The following is a 14,242-nucleotide window of genomic DNA, read 5'->3' on the forward strand; positions in this document are numbered from 1 at the left end:
AGGAGGAGTTTCAATGTATTCGTGGTTCGAACGTCGCCTGCCGACTTTCCCGCTCGAAGATCCCGTCACGCCGCCGAAGGGATTCTTCTCGTTCGTCTGGGCGTGCACGAAAGGCGCGCGCTGCTGGATCCTGCTGATCGCGCTGACGTCGGCCGCGCTCGCCGCATACGAAGCCGCGCTGTTCGCGATGATGGGGCACGTGGTCGACTGGCTGTCGACGTCGACACCGGCGGAATTCGGCGGCCGCCACTTCGGCGCGCTCGCCGGCTTCGCGGCGATCCTCGCCGGCAGCACGCTGCTGATCGCGCTGCACACGATGGTCAAGCACCAGGTGCTGGCGATCAACTTCCCGATGCGGCTGCGCTGGCTGTTTCACCGGCTGATGCTCGACCAGAGCCTGTCGTTCTACGCCAATGAATTCGCGGGCCGCGTGACGACCAAGATCATGCAGACCGCGCTCGCGGTGCGCGACGCGCTGTTCATGTCGGTCGACGTCGTGATCGGCGTGACCGCCTACCTGATCGGTATCCTCGTGCTGGCGGCCAGCTTCGACTGGCGGCTGATGATTCCGCTCGTGCTGTGGGCGCTCGGCTACGGCGCCGCGTGCGCGTATTTCGTGCCGCGCCTGGGCGCCGTCGGCAGCCGGCAGGCCGACGCGCGCGCGCTGATGACGGGCCGCATTACCGACGCGTATTCGAACATCACCACCGTGAAGCTGTTCTCGCACACCCGGCGGGAAGCCGACCATGCCCGGCGCGCGATGGAGGCGTTCAAGGCGACCGGCGACGCGCAGATGCGGCTTGTCAGCGCGTTCGAGATCGTCAATCATCTGCTGTCGACGCTGCTGCTGGTCGGCTCGGCCGGGCTCGCGCTCGCTCTGTGGATGCACGGCGAGGCGAGCGCGGGCGTCGTCGCGGCCGTGATCGCGATGGCACTGCGACTGTCGAGCTATTCGCACTGGATCATGTGGGAAATGACCGAGCTGTTCGAGAACGTCGGCACGATCCAGGATGGCATCAACACGCTGACGAAGGTGCGCAGCGTGGTCGACGCGCCCGATGCGCGGCCGCTCGCGGTGCAACGCGGCGAAATCGTATTCGACAACGTGCAGTTCGCGCACGAGGACAACGACCGCACGGTGTTCGACGGGCTAAACCTGACGATCAGGCCGGGCGAACGGATCGGCCTGATCGGCCGCTCGGGCGCCGGCAAGTCGACGCTCGTGAACCTGCTGCTGCGCTTCTACGACGTCGGCGGCGGCACGATCCGGATCGACGGCCAGGACATCGCGCATGTGACGCAGGATAGCCTGCGCAGCGCGATCGGGATGGTCACGCAGGATACGTCGCTGCTGCACCGGACGATGCGCGAGAACCTGCTGTACGGGCGGCCCGACGCGACCGAGCGCGAGATGCAGGAGGCCGCCGTGCGGGCGGAAGCGTCCGAGTTCATCGACCGGCTGCGCGACCGCCACGGGCGCAGCGGCTACGACGTCGAGGTCGGCGAGCGCGGCGTGAAGCTGTCGGGCGGCCAGCGGCAGCGCGTCGCGATCGCGCGCGTGATGCTCAAGGATGCGCCGATCCTCGTGCTCGACGAGGCGACCAGCGCACTCGATTCCGAGGTCGAAGTCGCGATCCAGCGCAGCCTCGACACGCTGATGAGCGGCAAGACGGTGATCGCGATCGCGCACCGGCTGTCGACGATCGCGGCCATGGACCGGCTGATCGTGCTCGACGAAGGGCGCATCGTCGAGGAAGGCACGCACCAGCAGCTGCTGAACGCGGGCGGTATCTATGCGGCGCTGTGGGCGCACCAGAGCGGCGGGTTCCTCGGCGAAACGGCGGAAGCGGAAGGCGCGGAGCGGTAGGCGGGGATGCCGCGGCAACGTGGCGGCACGGATGGTTTTGCACGGAAGTGCTCGCCGAAGGCGACGAACCGGGTTTCTCGTTCACGACCGGGTTGTGGGTCGACCACGGTTTCCCGGAAATCATCGTGTTCTCGTTGCCGGTGCGCATCGCCCACGATGTACCGGGAGACGCATACCGGATGGCCGCTTGCCAAACGCCGTCTCCCCTGCACCTCGTGCGTCACGACAGCGGCCACGAGCGTGCCACTGTCATGACGCGCGCCGCTTGCGTGTCAGAAACGGTGGCGAATCCCGACGATCGCAAGCTCCTGGGTGGCCTTGCCGCCATCGACATACGCATCCGCAATCACCGCCTGCGCCGGGCCCGCACCGTTGCTGCCCGACGCGTGCCCGTAGCTCATCGTTGCATAGAGATCGGTACGCTTGCTGATCGCGTAGTCGGCCGCGAGCGTGACCTGCTGGTAGATGGCCGACGAATCGCCGTGCGATTTCAGATAGTTGTAACCCGTCTCGAACAACAGTGCCGGCGAAGCCTGCCATGCGACGAACACCGAGCCGTTGTTGTAGCGCTCGGCCGCCCCGAACGTCGAATGCCCGTCGCGCAGGTATTCGGCATAGCTATAGTGGCCGCCCAGCGTGAAGGCACCGAGCACGTAGCTCACGCCGGCCCGCGCGATATTCACCGCACTCGCCGTCACGTATGCATTGTTGACCGGCGACAGGAAGATCGTATCGGCACTGCTTGCGCCACGCGTCGACAGCACCGCGTTACCGTTGTCCAGATGCGCATAGCCGGCCGCGACGGTCACCGGCCCGGCCGTGTACGACATCGCGGCGTTGTACGCCTGCCCGGAGCCGACCGAGCCCGCCACGCCGCCGAACCCGTACATCGCGGCCACCTGCAGGCCGCCCCACGACGGGCTCACCCATTTGACCGCATTGCTGTTGCGGACCGAGCCGTCTGCATTGTCGACGTCGCCGGGCGCCGTGAAGTACTCGAGGAAATTGTTCCCCTGCACCGGCAACACCAGGTCCTGCAACGTATCCTGCTGGCGGCCGGCCGTCACCGTACCGAATCCGCCCGACAGCCCGACGAACGCCTTGCGTCCGAACAGCAGGCCGCCGCTCATCTTGCCGCTGTTCACGTTGAAACCGTTCTGCAGGTTGAACAGCGCGCTCAAGCCCCCGCCCAGATCCTCCGTGCCTTTCAGCCCCCACTGGCTGACCGACATCTGTCCCGATTGCAGCTTGACCTGGTTGCTGGCGCCGCCGGTGTTGTGCGTGTACTGAATCGATTCGTCGATGACGCCGTACAGCGTGACCGAGCTTTGCGCAAATGCACTGCCGCACATACCGGCCGCGCATGCAAGTGTGGTCGATGCGATCCATTTCATTGCCGTGCTCTCCTGTCGTTGCGTGGTTGATCCATCTATTGACATGTTTTTGGTTTCGTTCGTCATTCAATTCGGATACCGAATTGATACGACCGAAATCGATGCCGTTTTTCCCGGGCCGCACCGGCGACGCGAATCGCCGGCGCGCCCAGGCCTTACCGCGCCGCGCGAGCGCGGTGCCTGAACAGGCAGACCAGCTCGCTCGCCACGTGCGCGGCGGCCAGCGCGGTAATGTCAGCGTGATCGTAGGCGGGCGCGACCTCGACCACGTCCGCGCCGACCAGGTCGACCGACGTGAGCCCGCGGATGATCGACAGCGCCTGCGCGCTCGACAGGCCGCCCGGCACGGGCGTACCCGTGCCGGGCGCGAACGCCGGATCGAGCCCGTCGACGTCGAAGGTGAAATAGGTCGGCCGCGCGCCGACGATCTCGACGATTCGGGCAATGGTCGCGTTCACGCCGTGTTCATGCACCCACGCCGCGTCGAGCACCGACACGCCCATGAAATCGTCGTTCCACGTCCGGATACCGATCTGCACCGAGTGGACAGGATCGATTAGGCCGTCCTTGATCGCCTTGTAGAACATCGACCCGTGATTGAGGCTGTCCGGCCGATCGTCCGGCCAGGTATCGCAGTGCGCATCGAAATGGATCAGCGAAAGCGGCCGGCCGTATTTTTCCGCATGAGCGACGAGCAGCGGATAGCTGATGTAGTGATCGCCGCCGAGCGTCAGCATCCGTGCACCGGCGTCGAGTATCGTGCGCGCATGCGCGACGATCGTCTCCTTGACGGTCGACGGATTGTGTACGTCGAGCCAGCAGTCGCCGTAGTCGATTACCGCATAGTCGTCGAACGGATTGATCCCCCACGGATACGGCAGCAGCACGCCGAGCTGGCTGCTCGCCGCGCGGATCGCACGCGGGCCGAGCCGCGCGCCCGGACGGTTGGTCGTCGCGATATCGAGCGGCACGCCCGTCACCGCGAGATCGACGCCGGCCAGTTCCTTCGTATACAGACGCCGCATGAACGACACCACGCCCGCATAGGTATTCTCCTTCGACGAACCGTATGGCGACTCGCGGCGGATCGCGCCGTCTCCACGTACGACCGACTGCTTCTGCATGATGTCATCCTTGTTTCGTGTGCCGACAATGCGGACGCCCGGGTCAGATGCCCAGCGCGCAGCCGTCCTTGCGATGGTCGGACGCGCCGATCAGCGTGCCGGCCTCCCAGTCGATCCGGATCGCCTGCGCGCCGCCGATCGCCCAGTTCGGCGCGACGAGGTTGAAGCCGCGTCGCGTGAGCGCTTCGCGCACAGCCGCGGGCATCGTGCATTCGACCTCCACTTGATCGGTACCCGGCCGCGGAAAGATGCGCGGCAGGTCGATCGCCGTCTGCAGGTCCAGATCGTAGTCGAGCACCTTCGACAGGAAGTGCGCATGTCCCATCGCCTGGTAGTGGCCACCCATCACGCCGAACGTGATCTGCACCTTGCCGTCGCGGGTCACCATGCCGGGGATGATCGTATGCATCGGCCTCGCGTGCGGCGCGATCGCGTTCGGGTGGCCCGCTTCGAGCGTGAAGCTCTGGCCGCGGTTGTGCAGCATCACGCCCGTTTGCGCGGACATGATGCCGCTGCCGAACGGATGAAACAGCGAATTGATGAAGCTCGCGCAGTTGCGGTCCTTGTCGACCACGCAGATGTAGACCGTATCCTTGTGCTCCACCGGCGCCGCGACCGGCGCGCCGAGGGCATGCAGCGCCGCGATGCGCGTGCGCAGCGACTCGACCGACGCCTCGGACAACAGCGTATCGACATCCAGCGGCCGGTAGCGCGGATCCGCGAGCAGCACGTCGCGCAACGCATACGCGACGCGCGCGGCGTCGATCTCCCGGTGCAGGCGCTCGGCGCCGAGCGGATCGTCGTTCGCGTCGAATCCTTCGAGCAGCTTCAGCATCAGCAGCGCGATGACGCCCTGTCCGTTCGGCGGACACTCGTGCACGTCGTAGCCGCGAAAACGCGCGGTGATCGGCGTCACGTATTCGCCACTGAACGCCGCGAAGTCGTCCATCGTATGCAGGCCGCCCATGCTACGCAGGCGAGCCACGATGTCCTCGGCGACCGCGCCTTCGTAGAACACGCGCGGGCCCCCTTGCGCGATCGCGTCGAGCGTGCGCGCGAGCAGCGGCTGCCGATGCACGCTGCCCGCGCGCGGCGCATGGCCGGCAACCAGCATCTGCGCGCGGCTCGTGTCGTCCAGCGACAGCAACTGCGCCTGATGGGCCCAGTCCGCGGCCGCGCGCGGCGCGACCGCATAGCCGTCGCGGGCGAGCCGGATCGCCGGCGCAAGCAGCGCGGAAAGCGGCAGCGTGCCGTGGTCGCGCGCGAGCGTCGCCCACGCGTCGACCGCGCCGGGCACCGTCACCGCGTGCGGCGAGTGCCGCTCGATCGACGTGATGCCGAGCGCGCTCAGCCGCTCGACGCTCGCAGCGGCCGGCGCCCAGCCCGACCCGTTGAAGCCGACGATATCGTCGCCGCCGCCGCGCGAATAAAGCGCGAAGCAATCGCCGCCGATGCCGGTCGAGCCCGGCTCGACGACGCACTGCACCGCGCATGCGGCAATGGCTGCGTCCATCGCATTGCCGCCCGATTCCAGGATCCGGATGGCGGCCAGCGTCGACGCGGGATGCGACGTCGCGGCCATCGCGCCGGTCGACATCACCAGCGAGCGGCCCGGTTGTTCGAAATTCCTCATGGTGTTCTCCCGATTCAGCGTGCGGCCAGCGACCGGCGCCATGCGAGTGTGTCGTCGAGCGCCTGTTTCGACGCGTCGAACAAGTGGTCGATTTCGTCGTGCGTGATGATCAACGGCGGGCAGAAATTGAACGTATCGCCCAGCGCCCGCGTGATCACGCCGTACGTCAGCGCCCGCTCGCCCGCATGGATCGCCACGCCTTCGGCGGGCGGGAACGGCGCTTTCGTCGCCTTGTCGGCGACCAGCTCGACAGCCGCGAGCAGCCCGGACCCGCGTGCCTCGCCCACGAGCGGATGCGCGGCGAGATCGGCCACGCGCTGCTGGAAATGCGGGATGACGTCGCGCACGTGGTCGAGCACGCCGTCCTCGTCGTAGATGCGCAGCGTCTCGAGCGCGACGGCCGCGCAAACGGGGTGGCCGCTGTACGTGAAGCCGTGGCCGAAGGTGCCGATCTTCTCGCTTTCGGCCACGAGTGCGCGATAGATCCCCTCGTTGACCATCAGCGCCGAGATGGGGAGGTAGCCGGCCGACAGCTGCTTGGCGACGACGATCATGTCGGGCTGCATGCCGAACGTTTCCGAGCCGAACATGTTGCCGGTCCGACCGAAACCGCAGATGACCTCGTCGGCCACGAGCAGGATGTCGTACCGTTTCAGCACGCGCTGGATCTTTTCCATATAGGTGGCCGGCGGGACGATCACGCCGCCCGACGCCATGACCGGCTCGGCAAAGAACGCGGCGATCGTCTCGGGCCCTTCGCGAAGAATCAGTTGCTCGAGCGAATCGGCGCAGCGCGCCGCGAACTGCTCCTCCGATTCGCCCGGCAGCGCATGACGATAGTAGTGCGGGCAGTCCGTATGCAGGATGCGATCGATCGGCAGGTCGAAGTCGCGATGGTTGTTCGGCAGGCCGGTCAGGCTCGCCGACGCGATCGTCACGCCGTGGTACGCCCGCGTGCGCGCGATGATCTTCTTCTTCAGCGGCCGCCCGAGCGCGTTGTTGTAGTACCAGATCAACTTCACCGCGGTGTCGTTGGCTTCGGAACCGGAGTTCGCGAAAAACACCTTCGACATCGGCACGGGCGCCATCGCGATCAGTTTCTCGGCCAGCAGGATCGACGGCTCCGACGATTTGTGGCCGAACGCGTGATAGAACGGCAGCTTGCGCATCTGCCGGTCGGCTGCATCGGCCAGCCGTTGTTCGCTGAATCCCAGCGATGCGCAGAACAGGCCGCTCAGCGCTTCGATATAGCGGTTTCCTTCCGTGTCGTATACATAAACGCCCTCGCCACGCTCGATCACCATCGGCCCGACATCGCGATGGCGGCTCAGGTTCGTATACGGATGAAGGACGTGGTCGATGTCATTCTGCTTCAGCATGTGCATGGGTACCTTCCTGGTTTCGTCTCTTCCATGGTCGTGTCTTGCGTGTGCGGACCCGGCCGGAACTGGCCGTCGAATCCTGCTATTTGAGCCCGCCGGACAGGAATTTCTGCAACCGTCCGCTCTTCGGTATCCTCAATATGTCGCGCGGATGGCCCTCTTCCTCCACAACACCCTGGTGCAGGAACATGACGTGGTTCGATACCTCGCGCGCGAAGCCCATCTCATGCGTGACGACGATCATCGTGCGGCCTTCGCCGGCGAGATCGCGCATCACCTTGAGCACGTCGCCGACCAGCTCCGGATCGAGCGCCGACGTCGGTTCGTCGAACAGCAGCGCGTCCGGCTCCATCGCGAGCGCGCGTGCGATCGCGACGCGCTGCTGCTGGCCGCCGGACAGATGGGCAGGGTACGCATCGGCGAAATGCGTCATGCCCACCTGCTGGAGATAGCGCTCCGCCCGCTCGCGCGCCTCCGCGCGGCCGAGCTTCAGGACGTGCAGCGGCGCTTCGACCACGTTCTGCAGCACCGTCATGTGTGCCCACAGATTGAAATGCTGGAACACCATCGCGAGCCGCGTCCGCATCCGGCGCAACTGCACGGGATCCGAAATCCTGATCCGGCCGTTGCGGTCGACCGACGTCCGCACTTCCCCGCCGCCCAGCGACACGCGGCCCGACGAAGGCGATTCCAGAAAATTGATGCATCGAAGCAGCGTGCTCTTGCCCGATCCAGACGAACCGATCACGCTGATCACGTCGCCCGGGTTCGCTGCGAGCGAGACGCCCTTCAGGACCTCGTTGTCGCCGTAGCGTTTGTGGAGATTGTCGACAGACAGTGCATTCATGTGGCGTGGCTCCGCGATTGAGCAAGCGTGGAAAGCGGCAGCGGCCGCAGGTGGACGAGCAGGCGCCGCTCGGCGGTCCGGATCAGCAGCGCGACGAGCCCCGTCAACGCGAAATAGACGGTGCCGACGGAAATGAACGCCTCGAACGGCGCGTAGTAATTCGCGTAGGCATCCCGCGCGGCGCCCGTCAGGTCGATCAGCGTGATCGCGCTGACGAGCGATGTGCCGTGCAGCAACAGGATGATTTCGTTGCCGTAGGCGGGCAGGAACCGGCGCAGCGCCGACGGCAGCACGATGCGGCGCCACGCGGTCGCGCGCGACATCCCGTAGGCTTGCGCCGCTTCGATTTCGCCGTACGCGGTGGTGCGAATCGCTCCGGCCAGGATTTCCACGGTATACGCGCAGGTGTTCGCGGTCAGCGCGATCAGCGCGCACCCGAACGGGTCGCGCAGCGGCAACAACAGTGGATTGCCGCGCTGCCACGCGTCCTGGACCCACTGGAACTGACCGAATCCGTAATACACGAGCATCAGTTGCGCGAGCAGAGGCGTGCCGCGCATGAACCACGTGTAGGCCGCCACCGGGCCGTGCACGACGCGGTTCGGCGACACGCGCAACACGGCCAGCGGAATCGCGAGCAGCAACCCGAGGGCCAGCGAGCCCACGGTCAACTGCACGGTGATCCACAGCCCGCCGGCGTACGCGCCGAGCAGCGCGATCCATTGTTCATGGCTCATCCGTGCAGCCTCCCCTCGCGCATGCCGCGGTTCAGGCGCACGCGGGCACGCGCCAGGCATGCCGTCGATCCCGACGTCACCAGCAGATACACCGCGCAGGCGGCCAGGTAGAACGTCATCGGCGCCTGGGTCGTGCGGCCGGCCTGGTCGGAGATGAACATCACGTCGTGCAGGCCGATCAGCGACGCGATCGCCGTCGTCTTGAGCAGCACCAGCCAGTTGTTCACGGCGGCGGGCAACGCGAGCCGCGCCATCTGCGGCAACATGATGCGTCGAAAGGCGAGCCATCCCGAGAATCCGTATGCGCGCGCCGCCTCCATCTGGCCGCGCGGCACGCCGAGCATCGCGCCACGGAACGTCTCCGTGTAGTACGCGCCGAAAATGAAGCCGATCGTCAGCACGGCGGTGGCGAACGCGTCGACGTCGGGCGCATGCAAGCCGAACGCGGCCGACAGCTGGTTCAGTAGAATCTGGCCGCCATAAAACACCAGCAGCATCATCACGAATTCCGGCACGCCGCGAATCAGCGTGGTATACGCGGTGGCGGCGGACACCAGCACACGCGAGCCCGACAGCTTGGCCATCGCGCCCGCGATGCCGATGCACACGGCGAGCGCGACGGACAACACGGCGAGCATGATCGTCACCTCGGCGCCGCGCAACAGCGCCGGCAGGTATTGCTGCAATTCGGACATAACGCTCCTTTCCAGCGCGCTCGGGGTTCATATCGGCCATGCCGGCGCATCCATGCGCGTCGGCGCGGCGCCGATCGACACGCGATCAGTAGATGTCGAAATCGAAGTACTTCTTCTCGATGGACTGATACACGCCATTGGCGCGAATGGCCGTGATCGCCTGGTTCAGTTGCTGCCGGAGATCGTCGTCGGTCTTGCGCACCGGGATGCCGTAACCCTCGCCGAGCAACGCCTTCTGCTCGGGCGTCGTACCGACGATCGGCGTGCCGACGAACTTGAAGTTCGCGCCTTCCGGTTTCGTCAGAAATGCCGAATACGCGGCGGTCGCGTCCTGCAGCGCGGCATCGATGCGGCCCGAGCGCAGGTCGAGGTAGACCTCGTCCTGGGTCGGGTAGCGCACCAGCTGCACGCCGTTCTGCACCCAATACGCGCTCGCGTACTTGTCGGCCAGCGTGCCGCGTTGAACGCCGACGCGCTTGCCCTTCAACTCCGCCGGCGTCGCGTCCTTGACGGGGCTGTTTTTCGCGACGACCAGCCGGCGCGGCGTGTTGTAGTACTTGTCGGTGAAGGCGACCTTCTGCTTGCGCTCGGCGGTGATCGCGACCGACGCGACGATCGCGTCGACCTTGTCGGCCATCAATGCGGGAAGCAGGCCGTCCCAGCCGATCTGCACCAACGTGCAACGGGCGTGCATCTGCGCACACAGTGCATGGATCACGTCGATGTCGAAACCCACCGGCGTGCCGTCCGGCTGCATCGACGAAAACGGGGGATAAGCGCCTTCGTAGCCGATCCGGATGTCCTTCCACTCTTTCGCCTGGGCCTGCGCGGCCGCCAGCATGACGGCGGCGAGCATCAGGAATCTCATCATGTGTCGTTTCATGTCGATACTCCGTAACGTGTTTCGGTGGAAATGACTGCGTGGTCGTGTTGCAGGTCTCTCGTCTGACGATTATTTCGGATGCCTTATCGATAAGCACGAGGCGTCGGCGACCGCCTCGCCGCGTTCCGTCAGTCGCCGCCCGTCATCCAGTCGCGCAATGCCGGCACGGTCGCTTCGATGTGCTCGCGTACCGCCGCCTCGAGCGCGACAGGATCGCCGCACCGGATCGCCTCGATCAGCGACATGTGGTCGTCGCGCGACGTCTTCGGCTTGTACGCCAGCTCGAGCCACAAGCGCATGTGCGGTTCCACCATCGTATGCAGCCCGGCAATCTGCGTAATCAGGCGCTGGCGGCCGCACAGCTGGCACAGATACTCGTGAAAGCTGCGATGCACGGTCACCCACTGCTGGCCGTCCGGCTCGGCGCGCTCCATCGCATCGATCAGGCGCGTCAACTCGTCGACATGCTGCGGCGTGATGTTCGGCAGCGCCATGCGCGCCGCCAGCCCCTCCAGCACGCCGCGCATGCCGAATACCACTTCCATCTCGTCGACGTCGAGCCCCCGCACGACCGCGCCGCGATTCGGCCGGATCACGACCAACCCTTCGCTGGCGAGCCTGCGAAACGCTTCTCGCACCGGCATGCGGCTCGTATTGATGTCGGCGGCGATGTCCTCCGGAATCAAGCGATCGCCCGCCTTGTACGTCCCCATCCGGATCCGGTAGAGCACGTACGCGTAGGCTTCCTCTTCCGCCGTCGCGGGAAATTGCGGATATGGCGAGGGTGTCTGTCCGTCCATGTTCATGTCATTGCCCTATGTCGCTACGCTGGCTGAGCGTGCGTCGATCCATCCGCCGGGGAATCACCATCGCCCCAATCGGAAAGTATTTTGTAATACTGGATATTTGTATCCGTGGCTGCAATATACGACGCCAAAAATAACCGACGATACGGGTTTACCCGTTGGCAATCGCAACGCGCGTATCCGGTCACATCCCCGCGAGCCGCGCCGATCCGGCGGCTCGAGATTCGATCGCGCATGTGTTGCCGCCCGGCAAAGTTTGCTGATTCGCTCAAACGATCTAATGAATGATCGACCACGCGTACAAGATCGAATCGCGGTGTCGTCGATGCGCGGGGTCGCGCACGAGAATATTCAACGCACGCCCGTCCGCCAACGGGTCGCGCGCAAAGCCGTAGCGCCATACCGGATCGGCTTGTGTCGCACCAGGCAGGCGAATGTTGCAGTCGCAACGACGACGGCGTGGCCACCGCCGGGTCAGGGCTTCCAGCGCGTCGCGCCGTCCCGTTGGATGACTCGTTTTTTCGGCTGCATTTCTTCAGGCCGTCGATGACCAGCCATTGCAGCGATCAAACGTCCGAGCCGCTCGCGCTCCGACTCCCGGCCCCTTGAGCCGGTCGGCATCGGCCACATCCACGCCGCCGAACCGGTTGCGCCAGCGCTCGAACGTCTGTTCCGAGATGTCGTGGCGCTTGCCCGGATCCTTCATGGGTTCGTCCCGACTCTCGGCCACGCGCGGAGTCCGGACGATCTGCTCGTCGGTCAACCGCTTCTTCATCGAGTTCTCCTTGCCTCCAGGAAAAGAGAACTCGCTTGCCGAATGACTACGAGAAACGTCTCAGACCCATGCTTGCTGGTTCGCATCCAGCCGGAAGAACGACACTGCATGGTTCAGCTGTCGCCCTTGGTCTTCCAGTGATTTCGACGCCGCAGCCGCTTCCTCCACCAGCGCGGAGTTCTGCTGCGTGACATCGTCCATCTGTGTGATGGCCTGATTGACTTGCTCGATACCCCGGCTTTGTTCGGTCGATGCCGCGGCGATTTCGCTCATGATGTCGGTGACGCGAGCGACCGACTGCGTGACCTCGGTCATCGTTTTTCCCGCTTCACTCGCAAGGGACGAGCCGTCCTGGATCTTCTGCACGGATGCATTGATCAGATCCTTGATCTCCTTCGCGGCGATGGACGATCGCTGCGCGAGACTGCGCACCTCGCTTGCGACCACGGCGAACCCACGCCCCTGCTCGCCCGCGCGGGCCGCCTCCACCGCGGCATTGAGCGCGAGGATATTCGTCTGGAAAGCAATGCCCTCGATGATCCCCGTGATCTCGGCAATCTTGCTGGAACTTGCGCTGATATCGCCCATCGTGTCGACCACGCGGCTGACGACATGATTGCCGCGCCCTGCCACTTCCGACGCTTTGGCAGAAAGTGAGCTTGCCTGCTGCGCGTTCTCGGCATTCTGCCTGACGGTCGACGTGAGTTCCTCCATGCTCGCGGCCGTTTCTTGCAGGGAAGCCGCCTGCTGCTCGGTGCGCGCGGAAAGATCGACGTTACCCGACGCAATCTGGCTCGAACCGGTGGCGATGCCGTCCGCTGACGTGCGGACTTGACCAATCAGGCGCACGAGGCTCGCCTGCATCTCACCCATCGACGCGAGCACGCTGCCCGCGGGCGCGGCTTGCGCACCGGGTACCGGGCCCAGATCTCCGCCGGCCACGCGTTGGGCCACCTTGCCCAGAGCGTCCGGCTCGGCACCAAGCGCACGCAACACACCCCGTGTAATGACGACGCCGGCCAGCACTGCGATTGCAACCGCGACAAAACAGATGATGATCAGCACGGCTCGTTGGGTCGAAAACTGTTCGCCCGCCTCCTGCACCATCTGCGCTGCGTGCTGACGCGTGAAGTCCGCATAGTCGTTGGACGCCTTGATCAGCGCCGACAGCAGCGGTCTGCATTTCGTATTGATTTCAGCGATCGCTGCATCACGCTGGTTGCTCACTGCCAACCGGTCGATGTCCAAGGCCACCGGGCGGTAGAGCGCTTCGATCCGCGGGAGTTCAGCCGCCAGACTGCGCCCCTTGTCGCTTAGGTCGGAAGCGCTGGCCACCATTGCATTGAACTTCTCGAGGTTGGACTCGACGCGTCGTTCGGCGTCGATCACGGCGGCTTTTTCCAGTTCGACGTCGGCCGGTGTCGTCACCAATACGAGGTTGCGCACTGCCATCGCCCGATCGTCGACTGCGGTACGTACGGCTTCGGCCAAGTCGGCACGTGCATTGACGCCGCCGATATATCCGGCGAAGCGGCTGTTGGCCTCGTTCAATTCCTTGAGGGACAGTCCGGAGACGACCAGCACGATGACTGCCAGTATCCCGAACGCTCCGGAGAGCTTCGTCTTGACCGGCAGGTTGTTCAGATTCATGTCTTCTACTCCAGGGGCAACAAGGCCGGACGATAAAGAGCAGTCCTTGCGATGTTGGATAATTGAAAGGTGCGCGCGGCAATTGCGACAGGCTCACGAGAACGCGCCTGTATCTGCTTTACGGCGGCACGGTCGGGCGCTGAAGTGCGACGGAGCTCGTTTGGCATTCGCAAACGTTGGCGACGCATTAAAAAATTTTTTATGACGGAACGGCGTAAGTCTCGTGACACCACGTTCGTTCACGTGCCGCCAAAACCGCCGTGTTGGCTCTTTGCCTCAGTCGCGGCGCTGTTCGCCCACGCTGCGCCCGAATACAGAACGGCCGATATGAAAGCCAGCAACAGTGGACGCTTGCGGCAAAGAGTTCATTTCACGGTTGTTTCTCGAAGTGGAGGGGCAACGGAGCCGACTCTAGGATCGATCGACTTACTCGTTACTTACTCACCCGG

11 protein-coding genes and 2 pseudogenes are annotated in these 14,242 nt (G+C 64.9%); 2 read left to right on the forward strand and 11 right to left on the reverse strand.

Annotation, left to right across the window (positions count from 1 at the left end; translation table 11 throughout):
• Window positions 1-13 precede the first annotated feature (13 nt).
• Together AC0KUR_RS10945 and AC0KUR_RS10950 are read left to right on the forward strand one after the other, a co-directional pair.
• Entirely contained in the window at window positions 14-1,867 is a 1,854-nt protein-coding gene (locus AC0KUR_RS10945) for an ABC transporter ATP-binding protein (protein WP_473375866.1), read from the forward strand.
• Window positions 1,868-1,914: 47 nt separating this feature from the next.
• Window positions 1,915-1,995 (forward strand): annotated as a pseudogene (locus AC0KUR_RS10950) (hypothetical protein); the annotation flags it as partial.
• 144 nt (window positions 1,996-2,139) lie between these two features.
• On the opposite strand, the gene AC0KUR_RS10955 reads toward AC0KUR_RS10950, so the two are convergent.
• From AC0KUR_RS10955 to AC0KUR_RS11005, 11 genes and pseudogenes are all read right to left on the reverse strand, one after another.
• Entirely contained in the window at window positions 2,140-3,261 is a 1,122-nt protein-coding gene (locus AC0KUR_RS10955; protein ID WP_473375867.1) for a porin, read from the reverse strand.
• A 155-nt stretch (window positions 3,262-3,416) separates the two neighbouring features.
• Window positions 3,417-4,385, reverse strand: a complete 969-nt coding sequence (gene speB, locus AC0KUR_RS10960; protein WP_124608654.1) for an agmatinase — start codon at window positions 4,383-4,385, stop codon at window positions 3,417-3,419.
• Between the two features lie 43 nt (window positions 4,386-4,428).
• Entirely contained in the window at window positions 4,429-6,018 is a 1,590-nt protein-coding gene (locus tag AC0KUR_RS10965; protein WP_367190516.1) for a gamma-glutamyltransferase family protein, read from the reverse strand.
• Window positions 6,019-6,032: 14 nt separating this feature from the next.
• Window positions 6,033-7,403, reverse strand: a complete 1,371-nt coding sequence (locus AC0KUR_RS10970; RefSeq protein WP_473375868.1) for an aspartate aminotransferase family protein — start codon at window positions 7,401-7,403, stop codon at window positions 6,033-6,035.
• A 79-nt stretch (window positions 7,404-7,482) separates the two neighbouring features.
• Window positions 7,483-8,247, reverse strand: coding sequence for an ABC transporter ATP-binding protein (locus AC0KUR_RS10975; protein ID WP_473375869.1), 765 nt, complete (start codon window positions 8,245-8,247; stop codon window positions 7,483-7,485).
• Window positions 8,244-8,984, reverse strand: a complete 741-nt coding sequence (locus tag AC0KUR_RS10980; RefSeq protein ID WP_226229280.1) for an ABC transporter permease — start codon at window positions 8,982-8,984, stop codon at window positions 8,244-8,246. The genes AC0KUR_RS10975 and AC0KUR_RS10980 overlap by 4 nt, the downstream gene beginning before the upstream one ends.
• The gene (locus tag AC0KUR_RS10985; RefSeq protein ID WP_473375870.1) at window positions 8,981-9,679 is read right to left on the reverse strand and encodes an ABC transporter permease; all 699 of its coding nucleotides are present in this window, start codon (window positions 9,677-9,679) and stop codon (window positions 8,981-8,983) included. Before AC0KUR_RS10985 ends, AC0KUR_RS10980 begins: the two co-directional genes overlap by 4 nt.
• A gap of 85 nt (window positions 9,680-9,764) precedes the next feature.
• Window positions 9,765-10,562: an ABC transporter substrate-binding protein gene (locus AC0KUR_RS10990; protein ID WP_080288030.1), complete on the reverse strand. Its 798-nt coding sequence runs from the start codon at window positions 10,560-10,562 to the stop codon at window positions 9,765-9,767.
• A 128-nt stretch (window positions 10,563-10,690) separates the two neighbouring features.
• On the reverse strand, window positions 10,691-11,368 hold the full coding sequence (locus AC0KUR_RS10995) for a GntR family transcriptional regulator (protein WP_080288031.1): 678 nt from the start codon (window positions 11,366-11,368) through the stop codon (window positions 10,691-10,693).
• A 343-nt stretch (window positions 11,369-11,711) separates the two neighbouring features.
• Window positions 11,712-12,143: pseudogene (locus tag AC0KUR_RS11000) on the reverse strand (transposase); the annotation flags it as partial.
• A gap of 60 nt (window positions 12,144-12,203) precedes the next feature.
• Window positions 12,204-13,793: a methyl-accepting chemotaxis protein gene (locus AC0KUR_RS11005; RefSeq protein WP_124671223.1), complete on the reverse strand. Its 1,590-nt coding sequence runs from the start codon at window positions 13,791-13,793 to the stop codon at window positions 12,204-12,206.
• Between the last annotated feature and the right edge of the window lie 449 nt (window positions 13,794-14,242).

The sequence above is a fragment of the Burkholderia sp. YHN3-13 genome (assembly GCF_055810675.1).

Excerpts from the sequence above, each read along its gene's own strand:
- AC0KUR_RS10990 (WP_080288030.1), bottom strand. The coding sequence starts at position 10,562 with ATGAAACGACACATGATGAGATTCCTGATGCTCGCCGCCGTCATGCTG.
- AC0KUR_RS10970 (WP_473375868.1), bottom strand. The coding sequence starts at position 7,403 with ATGCACATGCTGAAGCAGAATGACATCGACCACGTCCTTCATCCGTAT.
- AC0KUR_RS11005 (WP_124671223.1), bottom strand. The coding sequence starts at position 13,793 with ATGAATCTGAACAACCTGCCGGTCAAGACGAAGCTCTCCGGAGCGTTC.
- AC0KUR_RS10965 (WP_367190516.1), bottom strand. The coding sequence starts at position 6,018 with ATGAGGAATTTCGAACAACCGGGCCGCTCGCTGGTGATGTCGACCGGC.
- AC0KUR_RS10980 (WP_226229280.1), bottom strand. The coding sequence starts at position 8,984 with ATGAGCCATGAACAATGGATCGCGCTGCTCGGCGCGTACGCCGGCGGG.
- AC0KUR_RS10945 (WP_473375866.1), top strand. The coding sequence starts at position 14 with ATGTATTCGTGGTTCGAACGTCGCCTGCCGACTTTCCCGCTCGAAGAT.
- AC0KUR_RS10975 (WP_473375869.1), bottom strand. The coding sequence starts at position 8,247 with ATGAATGCACTGTCTGTCGACAATCTCCACAAACGCTACGGCGACAAC.
- AC0KUR_RS10995 (WP_080288031.1), bottom strand. The coding sequence starts at position 11,368 with ATGAACATGGACGGACAGACACCCTCGCCATATCCGCAATTTCCCGCG.
- AC0KUR_RS10955 (WP_473375867.1), bottom strand. The coding sequence starts at position 3,261 with ATGAAATGGATCGCATCGACCACACTTGCATGCGCGGCCGGTATGTGC.
- speB (WP_124608654.1), bottom strand. The coding sequence starts at position 4,385 with ATGCAGAAGCAGTCGGTCGTACGTGGAGACGGCGCGATCCGCCGCGAG.
- AC0KUR_RS10985 (WP_473375870.1), bottom strand. The coding sequence starts at position 9,679 with ATGTCCGAATTGCAGCAATACCTGCCGGCGCTGTTGCGCGGCGCCGAG.